The following is a 12,325-nucleotide window of genomic DNA, read 5'->3' on the forward strand; positions in this document are numbered from 1 at the left end:
TACGAAATCACATGATAGTTTTAGACGAGTTAGATAAAAAAGCATTAGATCACTTCAGGGGTTTCGTAGTAAAAAAAGATCTTGTTGGTATTATAAAGGGTGGCGCAAATGTGCCTGCTTTTGTATTGGAATATCTGTTAGCTAACACCTGCAGTACAGAAGATGAAGATAAGTTAAAAGAGGGAATGGAGAATGTAAAGAAAATTCTCCGTGATCATTACATCAATCCAGAAGAAAGTTCCTTAATTCAGTCAAAGCTACGTGAAAAAGGCAAGTACAGAATTATCGACAAAATCTCAGTCGATCTGGATCCTCAAAGAGACCGTTACTGGGCTAATGTTAGCAACAGCAATATAAAAAAAGCCAATATCAGTGATGAGTTGGTACGAACCCATGAAAAGTTATTGCTAGGAGGAATCTGGGCAATAATTGAAATGGAATACGATCCTATGATTACAGTTGGTAATACAGTTTACCCGTTCGTAGTAAGGGATATCAGACCTATACAATTATCAAGTTTTGATAATTCTAAAATTTCTGAGAAAAGAAAAGATTTCACAACTGCCGAATGGAAGACCTTACTGTTAAGAAGTGCAGGCTATGAGCCTTACAGTGAAGGGCTTGAAGAGAGAAAATTAAATTTGCTATTATGTCGCCTTATTCCATTGGTTGAAGCCAATTTCAATATGGTGGAGTTGGGGCCTCGTTCTTCCGGTAAGTCATATATCTATAAAGAAATAACACCGTATGCAATATTGATTTCAGGTGGACAAGGATCCGTTGCTCAACTATTTGTGAATAATACGTCTGGCAGGGTAGGTGCCGTTGGTATGTGGGATGCGATTTGTTTTGACGAGAGTACCGACAAACTTTTCAAAGACAGAGACGCCATTCCGCTGATGAAGGATTATATGGAGTCGGGTTCATTCTCAAGAGCAAAAGGAGGAGAGATTTCGGGCTCAGCTTCTATTATTTTGAATGGAAACATCAACCAACCGGTTGAAACAGTTTTGCAAACTTCTCATTTGTTCAGTCCATTGTCGGATGAAGTAAATTATGATACAGCGTTTTTGGACCGGATTAACTTATTCTTACCTGGGTGGGAGATAACCAAATTTAGCCCTAAGAATTTCACAAATCATTTTGGATTTAGTACGGATTTCTTTTCAGAAATCTTGAAATCACAACGTAAGATCACCTTCTACGATGCAATAGACAAATATTTTACACTCGGCGCTCACCTTAAACAAAGGGATTCGAAATCGGTTCGTCGGATCGTTTCCGGATTCATCAAACTACTTCATCCTGATGGAAACTATACTAAGGAAGACATCAGGGAGTACCTGATTACCGCAATGGAAATGAGAAGGAGGGTTAAGGAACAGTTGAAACGGATAGGCGGTATGGAGTTTTGGGATACAAACTTCTCATATCTTGACAAGGAGACTCAGGAAGAGATATTTGTTGGTTTACCAGAGGAGAGAGGTTCTTCTCTAATAGAAAGTAATCCCCTTCCTCCTGGTGTATGCTATACCGCAACAAGTGATGGTGAAAATAATTCCTTGGTTAAAATAGAAGTAGTTGCTCTCCGAGGAAGTGGTAAGGTAAATGTGACTGGAACCAGTAATCAAGGAGTCAAAGAAAATATAAAGAATACCTATAACTATTTAAGAGCCAACGAAAAGAGTATTTTAAATGAACAGCATTCGCTTTCAGGTTATGATTTAAATATTCAAGTAAGTAACCTCATGGGTGCGTTCATTAGTGGAGGCATCGGTAGCGCAGTATACGTTGGTATTATTTCTGCGATTTATAAGAAGAATTTAAAGCCTGGCCTTGCTGTTCTGGGGAACATTTCAATTGGAGGAGCTATGGAGCGAGCGATGAATTTTGCAGAAAAGATTACACTGCTTTCAGAAAATGGAGCAAAGACAGTTCTTGTACCAATTGCAAATTTAAGTGAAATGACAACTTTACCTCAAAGTATTTTAGGAGAAACTGACATTCCGTTTTTTGCTAATAGCCAGATGTTGCTTCAAAAGGCGGTTTTGGGAGAGTGATATGGTTCAATTTGTTTGTCGTAAGCTATATATCCATTGTAATGTTAAAGACTCTACCGCAATCAGATCTTGAGTACAAAGAAATTTTAAGGACTCTATGGAATCTTGACATAGATAATAATGAGTTGATTGGTACATACTCCTTGTCTAAAACTGGTTCCGCAGGATTTTTGTCAAATTGTACAAGCATAGGTGGGAGGCGCTTGAAGTATCCGGAAGATAAGTATCCGCTTAGCGTTATGGTACCTGAAAATGTGCAGGAAGAAATGGTTGTTGGCGAACGTTACAGATTCAAGGTTCAGTTTGCCGCTTTGCAAAGGAGACTAAAATTTCATCCCTATTTACTAACTATTCTTACGGACAGTCTTAGTCTAATTGGTAATAAGGCTAGTGTTCAGACTTCTATTCCACCCCAAGTTGCCAGAGACTTATCGGAGGTAATTCAAGAAATCTATAAGGAAAAACTTGATCAAAACTACCCCAATAACGTCATTGATATCGCTGAGGCTGTTGAAGCCTTAGCTATTGACATATACTCGGAAAATAAAAGGTTCATTTACGAGCTTATCCAGAATGCAGATGATGCTGCTACCAAATTCGGTTCTGAATTGGTAATAGAAACAAAAGCTGGTTTTGTCATATTGTCTCATAATGGCAAGCCATTTGATGAAAAGGATCTCCGCGGTTTATGTGGTATTGGGAGGGGAACCAAAAGAGATGATGAGACTAAGACAGGATATAAAGGTATAGGATTTAAATCTGTTTTTGGTCAAAGGGACGGCCTGGTTTTTGTTAAATCCAAAGACTTGTTATTTCGATTTGACAAAACCTACATGCAGGCAAATGGTTGGAATAAAAGATGGGGTAATCAATCTGTGTGGGAGCGCGCAAATTCAAGTAAATTTAAATCACCTTGGCAGTTAATTCCCATTTTATCTGAATCATCAAACCATTTTGAAGTCGATGAAATTCTGAATAACGAGAATTTTACCGTAAAAACGGCGATAAAAGTTGAAAATGAAACTGAACTTACCAAAGATATCAATGAATTATTTGACGATGCCAGATTTTTACTTTTCCTAAGAAAAATACATAAAGTAACTTTTAGGCATCAATCAAGTAGTATTATTATTAAAAAGGAGTCTCACGCTCAAAAAGACAAGATGTTTTCACTCTTGAAAAACGAGAATGTTATTTCAAGCTGGTATTTGAAAACGATGAACCACCCAATTCCGTCGAATATAAGGCAGGGACTTAGAGACGACAGCAAGTCGCCTAAAAAGCTTCAGGAAATGGATCGGGCGGAACTGTCTTTTGCGTTTTTGCTTGGAAATGATCTCAGTTCGATCCAGGTTCTTAAAAAAGTGGATAGTTGTATATTTACCTATCTTCCTACAACCGTAAAAGAATTTGAATTTCCGTTTTTAGTAAATGCCAATTTTTTAGTTGATGCCGGTCGGGAAAAACTTCATAAAGACAGGATTTGGAATCAATGGTTATTTAAGGTTATTGGATACGAACTAATAAAATGTTGTGCTGATTTCACATCAATTGAGGAACTAAAATGTGACTTTGTTAAAGGTCTAGTACCAGCTTACTTTCCAAATGGAAATAAGTTAATGGAATGGTTTAATGATGGTTTGCAAGTCGGATTTGATAAAATCAAGTTCATACCCAATAGAAATGGAGACCTTGCTCTGCTTTCCGAAATTGTCATTGATAAAGTAAATTTAATCGGACACGAGGTTACAAATCTGGATTCGATATCTGCATTTGTAAACGCAAACTCTGCTGGCGATTTTGTTGTAAACGACAATATTCTACCACCATTTACTGATTTTGACAAACTTATAAATTTTGGTGCAAAAACCTTCTCGGATGAAGACCTTAAATTATTCTTTCAGTCGGATTTCTTTCTAAGCACTCATCAAATCGAACAAAATTTCAATTTGTTAATGTTCCTGAAAGAACTTGATCGTGGTAGCGTTAATGGAGAATGGAACTATATTATTAGAAATAATACATACATTTTTTCTGATAATGACTCTCTCGAGAAGATACCACTTGTCTGTTTTCCGCTGAAAGTATATAAAACTGACTTTGGAGCGGAAATGACTCTTATTCACTCAAAGGTGTTTGAGCTAATTTCTCGTAATCCGGATGTATTAGCTTGGTTGAAGTCATTTGATGTAAAAGAGCCTTCAGAGATTGCTTATCTTGAGAAAGAAATTATTGGAAAATTTGACACTGCAATCAATGAAGAAAATTTTATTGAAGTGACCGAATTTATTCTTAAGATGCACCTAGCCAAAAAGCTTTTAAAAAATCACTATGATCAATTACAAGATTTGCCATTAAAGACAAATAATAAATTTTGTAAGGCCAAAGATTCATTTCTTCATAAGGATTATAATCCTACCATAAATTTTTCTGAATATTTGAGCGGTCTGAATGTTTTATCAGAAATATATATTGGAAATTACAATGCCAATGAGTGGAAATCTTTTTTGAGTTTGATTAATGTTGGTGATGATATTAGACTTATTGAGAACTATCATCTATCAACACTTGATATTAATACCAAATATCTAAATGATGCTTTGGTTTTTGCTAAAACTGGTCATACCTATCCACATTTAATTAATAAAACAAATCCATATGGTACGGCAATACCAGTGTTTATAAATTATTTTACATTTTTTACTAAAATAACGCATTTCTCATATTCGGAGATTTTTTGGAATAGAATTGTAAATATATACTCTGTATCAATTGTTGGAAGTCAAGCTGTAACTCAGAATTATGGTGCTGATCGTAAGCAGTTTGTTTATAAGTTAAACTCAGTTAAAATTAGTTCTCTTGATTCAATGGGTTGGGGCTACTACCCAAATAATAGAACCTATATTCCCTCCTATATTTTTTGGCAGTTAAAAAATGTTGCATGTATTCCGACAAATCAGGGGAATTGTCGCCTTGCCGACGAAGTTTATACTAATTCGGAAAGAATAAAAAGTTTAGGAGGGAAATATCTGCCGATTGTTCAAATTGAAAAAGAGCTTTCAAAGGAATGGGTACAATTGATTGGCCTTAAGTCAAAGCTCTCTCTTACTGAATATCTCGAGCTGTTGACTTCAATTTGTCATGATACAAATAAGAATAACGAGGTGAAATATGATAATATTGAGCGTATTGGATTAATCTATAATGAATTAATCGACATTGTGTAAGATTTTGGAGCAGAGGAGGAAAAGCTTATAAAAACGTGGGCAGTATCTAGTAAGTTTCTTTGCACCGACAAAATTCCTCGTAATCGTTCTGCCATAGTTTGGTTAAGAATACCTGGGTTTGATGAAAATGCGGATAAAATTCATTCATTCTTTATACCAAGCAATGTAGAAATCAACCATAAAACAGAGCATTTATTCGCCTTATTTGGATTGCAAATAGTTGACAAATGTGATTTTACTCCCATAGATTCGATAGAGGATATTAAGTTAACTATCAAAGTATTTGAGTGCTTACCCGCTCTTTGCCTGATATTAAGGTCGAAGATGAAAATCAAAAGCGAAGAAGTTTACTTGAAAAGTCTCGTTGAAAAACTTAGCTCCTTTAAACTTTTTTCTTGCCAGGAAATAATGCTTGTATTGAATCATAAAGGGAGCCAAATACAAGGAACATCTGTCAAGTACTATCATTCGAAAGACGGTTTTTACTTAACATATAAGTGGTATCACCCTCTTGAAAGATACAGCATTTCTCATCAACTAGCTGCCATTCTAAAATGTGAAGGATTGGAGCGTGAAGTACAGTTGCTTTTAGAACTTAAAGAACACGAAATACTCCAGTATTTGGATTTGACTAATTTATCTATTAGTTCAATAGTGGATTTTGAAGTATTTCAGGAAATACAAATTCATATTAGTGAACTGCGATCTCTTCTAACTTCTACACCACCTAAACTAACGGATCCAGATCCTTCAATTGCTGGGATCTCACCGGTTTCACCGCTAAGCCCACCTGTAAAGACTAGTATAATGTCGGAAGATGAAATTCAGGAGCTTAAAAGTTTATTGGATGGTAGTCTTTCTGACGACCAAATGTTTGATGAAAATTTAGCTGCGCATGTTAAGGCCTTATTCTACTTTGAGAATTCAGGGTGCGACGTTTCTCAGGCCAGGCTATCCTTTAAAGAGAATTTGTCATCAAAAACACTGGGTCCAATCATTGGTTCAGATGGTCGAAGATTTACAGTTATGTGCAGAAGTGCCAGATCAGGCCTTCTATTTTTGGGAGCATATGCATGGTTACAACTTCGAAAAAGTGAAATTAAACTATATATTTTGACTGGTTCTATTTTCACTGACTGTAAGATTTGTGAGAATACTGAAGACCTTGACGAAGCCAATTCCATATTTTGGGTAATTAGGAGAGAGGCTGATCAAAATTATCCAAATTTGGAGAGTATACTCAAATCGGACAATGACGTTAAAAAAATGCAGTTAATTTACAGAATGGATGCAGGTCAATATAAGTCCATTTTTGAAACATTTGGATCAGATTCATTAGCTGTCCGAACCGGCGGCGTAATTGACGACGAAATATGAGTGGTATTTCAATAAGTCAGCATACCAAGTTCTTTGATTGGCAAATCGAAAAGATAGAAAAAGACCGTCTAAGATATTTGAAATCGATGGTTTTGGATTTAAGAAAGAACGATCGATTGTATATCGGCAAGATATGGGGTTACGATACTTCCAGAGGATCTTTAATCATAAGGTTTCGCAAGGGAGATTTACCTCGCTTAAAAAGTCCTTTTTCGATGTGTTACGTCAAAAGTTCTGCTGGTGTTACGAGTTCCTGGAATTTTAACTACGAGGAATTTAGAAGAAGTCATACCGAAATATCGACTTTCTCTCTTCCTGTTTTCTACATGAAAAGTGAACCGGATGAGGAATGGAGGTACATTGGTTTCCAAGGTATAGAACCTGAGTTTTTTAATCATATCCGGTTAGACCTTGAGGAAAAGAATCACCCACTGATAGTTCTTGGCGAGGAAGATCCGCCTATAAAATATTTAATCAATTTGCGAAATTATGTCAATCAAAATCCAGAGGATAATTTTCTAAATTTATCTGTTAGATACAATCCAAAGAATTGGAATCCCAAGTTAATGGGTCAGCCGGATATTGTCTTATCCGAAGCTTTAACACATGTCGATGAGAATAATTTAACAATAATACAGGGACCGCCAGGAACTGGCAAAACGCATCTAATAGCGGGTATTTGTAAACATTTTCTAGCTCTTGATAAAAAGGTTTGTGTAACGGCGCTAACCAACAAGGCTTTAATCGAGGTTGCTGAAAAACCTGGATTAGGGTCGTTTCTAGGACAGCATAGAATTTTTAAAACTAATCTTTCTGGGGATGAACAAAAGAATCTTCAGGGATTACAGTGTTGTGAAAATCCTGGTATGCCCGTTGTTGGAGGATTAATTTTATCCTCTTACTATAAACTATCCGATCTTTTAGCAAGCATCCGATCCTTAACACAGATTTATGATATAATCATCATTGAAGAAGCGTCTCAGGCATTTCTCGCTACGATAGCGGGATTTACGAGGCTGGGAAAAAAAGTGATTATTGTTGGCGATATCAAACAATTAACTCCGATCATAGTCGATGAAAACAACGCTTCTAGAATTGACCAAAATATTAATGGAATCATTGAAGGTTTAAAAACCGTAAGTAATAATTATTCTCCTCTGTCACATAGAATGCGTTATACTTATCGATTAAGCAATCAAGCTGCCAAGCAAACAGGAGAGTTTTACAGTCATTCATTAGTATCTGTTTCACCATTAGAAGAAAAAATATCTTTTGCTTCCAATTTCACGCATTTATTTTGTGAGAAGGGTGGAACAAGTTTACTTAAAATAAGTATAGCTCATGAAGGTAAGCGACCAATTACCGCTATCAAAGTAATTACAGAGGTCGTTAAAGATGTTAAGACACAAAATCCTGGTTTTACTATTGCAATTCTCACCCCATTTAAAATGACCAGCTACGCAATTTATGATCATTTTATGCACACTGGGATTGGCGTGGAGGAATTAATAATCGAGACTATCGATAGGATACAAGGTTTAACTTGTGACGTTTCCATCATTCTTATTCCGTTTGATGGTGTTGCTTTTGCTTTTCAGGAAAATCGATTTAACGTTTCAACAAGTCGCGCCAAACGCGGGACACTTTTAATAACAGATCCAATGATAGATATGCTTCAATCACCAACGATTGAAGTTAAGAATTATTTGGCCTCCTGTAAAATTGTTGGATTATAATTAGATTACAAAGATGTATTAACCAATGGAGTTTTGGAGGTTCTGAGATTAAATCCATACATGTCAATGATTTTCGCTTTTGGATAATTGACCACTGTTTTTTCTCCAGTAAGAAAGTCAGTTGTGAATGTTCTACTGGCAATATTATCAATAACAATTTTGTTGGCCTCATAAAACTGCTTGATACACGTAAGCGATTTAACATTTACTCTTCGGAATCCACAGTTTTCATGTGTAAAAATTTGTCTAAACGTATCTCCAAAATATTGGTCAAAAGCTGGAACAAACCCAAAGACTCCTAAGAGAATCTTCGTGATAAGGGTTAAATCAGTGTTATTATCCGTGATGACAAGCTCTTTGATTTTGGAATAAACTTCCATAATGTTAGCCATGTTCTTGTCTGAGTAATTGTCGACATCAATTTTCCAGATATCCTTTTCTAAGGAGGCTATGTATAAAATTAACGGTTGAAAGTGCTTAACACTTTTCTGAATTAAAAAACTGGAGCCCCTAAACATTCCCCAGCTAGCTAAATAAAAACCAAGCACTAGGCAGCTCTTCTCAATATCAACATTTGACTTATCGAAGGTTTTAAAATGGTTGTAGCAATAGTCAAATGAAGAATATCGGTCATTGGGATTTGACTTTGCAAGGAAATTTTCTGTCTGGAGTATTATGTCACTGCGTAAAAGAATGCTCATTATGAAGGTTTAATTTTGCGTTGGTATTGAGGCGCTTAGTATGTAGGACAACAAAAATGTTTCTACCGTTTGAAGGAGAATTTTATTGAACCGGTTCTTTTTTCTTCTGAGACATTATCAATGCTGGTAACATAGCAGCCATTGGTCAGCCACGCAGGTTTCCAAACGTGAGTTGGACTTCTTAGGTCATTACTCCAAAATATGGACGAATATCTGTATGCGGAATTTGGTATTCCGGTTTTGCCATATTTCTTAAGATGTTCATCTATAAATAAAATTGTAAGCGTGAAGTCGCCTCCATCTGATTTTCGTTCTTTGATTAGTTCCTGAAGAGGATAATATTTTTGATGCGGTAGTAGAGGATTCATGGTCATAGAATGGTAAGTCTACATTAATAGGGATAATGGATAGATAGGATTTCGTTAAACTTAAATTTTCTTGATCGAATATGAGATCTACCCGTGATTTATTAGGAAATATGCCAGAATATGTTGATTGAGCAAATATATACACTAAAATTGAATCAAGTATAGTAATTGCCGTAGATGCATACAGTGCGAAAGTGAATTTTACGTTTGTACTGGATGATAATTGGACCTAGCAGTTGAACCTTGCGTGGATTTGTGCCAATAGGATAGTCTTTACAGAAAATAGTTAATCCGAGATATGTATATTTATGATTATTATGGAAAATCAAATCGAAATATACCAAAGTGCCGACGGACGTACTTTGATCGAAGTAAAGTTTGAAGAGGAAACGGTGTGGCTATCGCAAGAGCAAATTGGTAAGCTATTTTCACGTGAGCGTAGCGTTATAACAAAACATATTAGCAATGTCTTCAAGGAAAACGAACTAGATGAAAAAAGCAATGTGCAAATTTTGCACATTGCTTTCTCAGACAGACCGGTCAAATACTATAACCTGGATGTAATAATTTCTGTAGGGTACCGGGTAAAGTCCACGCAGGGGACAAAATTCCGTCAATGGGCAACCCAGCGCTTGAAGGATTACTTAATCCAAGGGTATGCGATCAACGAACAACGTCTCGCTCAGAAACAGCAGCAAGTGCAAACACTAAAAGACGGTATCCGGATTTTAGGCAGAGCAATAGAACGTAAAATCGATGATACCGATTTTGCATGGCTGAGCCAATTTGCAAAGGGACTGGAATTACTGGACGATTACGATCATGAAGAATTAGACCGTAAAGGAATTAGTACCAGACAAGCAATTTATCCGGAACTAGCCGATTATGAGCAAATCGTTGAAATCATGAAGGCCGATTTTGATTCTGATGTGTTTGGAAAGGAAAAGGACGGAAGTTTTCAAAGTGCAGTAATACAAATCAGCAAAGGCTTTGGTGATAATGATTTTTACCCATCCATAGAGGAAAAGGCAGCGACTTTGCTATACCTCATTATAAAGAATCATGGTTTTGTGGATGGCAATAAGCGGATTGCCGCTGCATGTTTCTTGTTATTTTTAGAAAGAAATTCCCTCTTAGAGTCCAGGTCTGGGGAGCCAATAATTAGTAACGAAGCTCTTGCCAGTCTCGCTTTATTTGCCGCGGCCAGTAAGCCGGAAGAGATGGAAACAGTGAAAAAATTAGTGGTAAGTGTACTAAATAGAAATCAGTAATTACAGTTTGTCCCGCAAATGCCCAGGAGTAGTAGGGGGAAATAACCGGGGAAATTATGGCGAATGTTATTAAAAGTCAATTTTTGTTACCTATTTGTTACTTGGACAAAATTTTTGTAATCTAAAATATTGATAAATAGCTTGTTAGGTAATTTGATTACTTTCTGTATCGGCAAGTAATATGTCGTAAGTAACCATAAATATATATAAACAAACGTAAGTAAAACCCCGTCAGGATCGTCCTGATGGGGTTTTTGATTTATTGATATTTTGCGATAATATCTGGGTGATTTGTACCTTTTTGTACCTTTTATGGTATTTTTAAGCCGAGGTACAAAAAGGTACAAAAATTTACGATTTAGGGGGGAAATGATGAAACAAACTGAAACACTCTGAAACGTTGAGAAACATGCTGAAACACTTTAAAAAATTCTCGAATGAGCTCAACAATCGAAACTGTACGGATCTGTCAGGAATGCAGTAAACGGTTCACCGCGAGGACTACGCAGACCAGATTTTGCTGCCTAAAATGTAACAGGAGGAACTACAAAAAGAGGGTTCGTCAGGGCAAGGTTGAGCAGAGCGAAAAGGAGACAGTTGAGAAGAGGCAAATCACAAAAAGTGATGTATCGGCAAATAGCTACTTATCTGTAAGGGATGCATGCTCGTTGCTAACAATTAGCAGGACGACATTATGGAGACTCATCGGTGATCGGAAGATCAAATCGGTCAAGCTCGGCCGCCGCATTGTGATATCAAGAAGTTCAATAGATAAACTATTCATATAATGGAAAGGACAAGAAGTGTAAAGCTTAGAGAAAAAATACTGTCAGACGGGAGAAAAAGTCTTTACCTGGATTATTACCCTGCGATTTACATCCCGGAAACGGGGAAAGAGACTCGCCGAGAGTTTTTGAAGATTTACTTATATGACAAGCCGGCGAACCCTACTCAGAAAGAATACAATAGGATAAGCAAGGCCAAGGCGGAAAGCATTCGTTCGGAAAGAGAGCTTCAATTTATCAATCAGAATTTTGATTTCGCTGACAGGCTCAATGCCAAGAAGGATTTCCTGGCATATTTCAAAGCCATGGCTGCGAAACGAAACAAGTCGAAGGGCAACTATGATAACTGGTATGGAACATATAAATACCTTGATCTGTATACAATGGGTAAATGCACGTTTGGCCAAGTTGATGAGAAGTTTTGCGAAGGATTTAAGATGTTTTTAGATAAGGTAAAATCCATAAAGTCGGAGCAGGCAAGTCTTTCGACCAATACCAAGTATAGCTACTACAATAAGTTTCGGGCTTGTATTAAAGAAGCATTTGAAGATAGGCTCTTCGCAGTCAATCCGCTGCTTAGAGTGAAAGGCGTGCCGCAGGGAGAAACGCACCGTGAATTTCTAACTCTAGAAGAGCTCAAAGCCGTTTATCTAACTGAATGCGAGCACCCAGTTCTGAAGCGTGCTGCAATTTTCTCAGCACTGACAGGACTTAGATGGTCCGATATGATAAAACTGACCTGGAAAGAAGTGCAGCATTCCAAGATCGATGGCTACTGGATTCTGTGTAAATTATGACTA

General features: G+C 36.8%; 8 protein-coding genes. 7 read left to right on the forward strand and 1 reads right to left on the reverse strand.

Going from position 1 to position 12,325, the window contains the following annotated elements:
* The first annotated feature begins 11 nt into the window (after nucleotides 1-11).
* The 4 genes from brxL (at nucleotide 12) to B5X68_RS07615 (ending at nucleotide 8,400) form a co-directional block, all read left to right on the forward strand.
* Nucleotides 12-2,060, forward strand: a complete 2,049-nt coding sequence (brxL, locus tag B5X68_RS07600) for a protease Lon-related BREX system protein BrxL (RefSeq protein ID WP_082214114.1) — start codon at nucleotides 12-14, stop codon at nucleotides 2,058-2,060.
* 41 nt (nucleotides 2,061-2,101) lie between these two features.
* Nucleotides 2,102-5,287, forward strand: coding sequence for a sacsin N-terminal ATP-binding-like domain-containing protein (locus tag B5X68_RS07605; protein ID WP_082214115.1), 3,186 nt, complete (start codon nucleotides 2,102-2,104; stop codon nucleotides 5,285-5,287).
* Between the two features lie 324 nt (nucleotides 5,288-5,611).
* Nucleotides 5,612-6,664 carry a hypothetical protein gene (locus tag B5X68_RS07610; protein WP_141110234.1) on the forward strand — a complete coding sequence of 351 codons (1,053 nt, stop codon included), beginning with the start codon at nucleotides 5,612-5,614 and terminating at the stop codon, nucleotides 6,662-6,664.
* Nucleotides 6,661-8,400, forward strand: coding sequence for an AAA domain-containing protein (locus B5X68_RS07615; protein WP_082214117.1), 1,740 nt, complete (start codon nucleotides 6,661-6,663; stop codon nucleotides 8,398-8,400). The genes B5X68_RS07610 and B5X68_RS07615 overlap by 4 nt, the downstream gene beginning before the upstream one ends.
* A 5-nt stretch (nucleotides 8,401-8,405) precedes the next feature.
* Here B5X68_RS07615 and B5X68_RS07620 read toward each other — a convergent pair whose 3' ends face one another.
* Complete coding sequence (locus B5X68_RS07620) at nucleotides 8,406-9,101, reverse strand: hypothetical protein (RefSeq protein WP_082214118.1); 696 nt, start codon at nucleotides 9,099-9,101, stop codon at nucleotides 8,406-8,408.
* A 685-nt stretch (nucleotides 9,102-9,786) separates the two neighbouring features.
* On the opposite strand from B5X68_RS07620, the gene B5X68_RS07630 reads away from it, so the two are divergent.
* The 3 genes from B5X68_RS07630 (at nucleotide 9,787) to B5X68_RS07640 (ending at nucleotide 12,322) form a co-directional block, all read left to right on the forward strand.
* A complete protein-coding gene (locus tag B5X68_RS07630) occupies nucleotides 9,787-10,740 on the forward strand; it encodes a virulence RhuM family protein/type II toxin-antitoxin system death-on-curing family toxin (RefSeq protein WP_082215254.1) in 954 nt (317 codons plus the stop codon).
* A gap of 437 nt (nucleotides 10,741-11,177) precedes the next feature.
* Entirely contained in the window at nucleotides 11,178-11,528 is a 351-nt protein-coding gene (locus B5X68_RS29445; RefSeq protein WP_082214120.1) for a helix-turn-helix domain-containing protein, read from the forward strand.
* Nucleotides 11,528-12,322, forward strand: a complete 795-nt coding sequence (locus tag B5X68_RS07640; RefSeq protein WP_082214121.1) for a site-specific integrase — start codon at nucleotides 11,528-11,530, stop codon at nucleotides 12,320-12,322. The genes B5X68_RS29445 and B5X68_RS07640 overlap by 1 nt, the downstream gene beginning before the upstream one ends.
* The last annotated feature ends 3 nt before the right edge of the window (nucleotides 12,323-12,325 follow it).

This window comes from Dyadobacter psychrophilus, from assembly GCF_900167945.1.
GTDB lineage: Bacteria > Bacteroidota > Bacteroidia > Cytophagales > Spirosomataceae > Dyadobacter > Dyadobacter psychrophilus.

What these genes read in the sequence shown, in the direction of transcription:
- brxL (WP_082214114.1), top strand. Translation starts at nt 12, where the DNA reads ATGATAGTTTTAGACGAGTTAGATAAAAAAGCATTAGATCACTTCAGG.
- B5X68_RS07605 (WP_082214115.1), top strand. Translation starts at nt 2,102, where the DNA reads ATGTTAAAGACTCTACCGCAATCAGATCTTGAGTACAAAGAAATTTTA.
- B5X68_RS07610 (WP_141110234.1), top strand. Translation starts at nt 5,612, where the DNA reads ATGAAAATCAAAAGCGAAGAAGTTTACTTGAAAAGTCTCGTTGAAAAA.
- B5X68_RS07615 (WP_082214117.1), top strand. Translation starts at nt 6,661, where the DNA reads ATGAGTGGTATTTCAATAAGTCAGCATACCAAGTTCTTTGATTGGCAA.
- B5X68_RS07620 (WP_082214118.1), bottom strand. Translation starts at nt 9,101, where the DNA reads ATGAGCATTCTTTTACGCAGTGACATAATACTCCAGACAGAAAATTTC.
- B5X68_RS07630 (WP_082215254.1), top strand. Translation starts at nt 9,787, where the DNA reads ATGGAAAATCAAATCGAAATATACCAAAGTGCCGACGGACGTACTTTG.
- B5X68_RS29445 (WP_082214120.1), top strand. Translation starts at nt 11,178, where the DNA reads ATGAGCTCAACAATCGAAACTGTACGGATCTGTCAGGAATGCAGTAAA.
- B5X68_RS07640 (WP_082214121.1), top strand. Translation starts at nt 11,528, where the DNA reads ATGGAAAGGACAAGAAGTGTAAAGCTTAGAGAAAAAATACTGTCAGAC.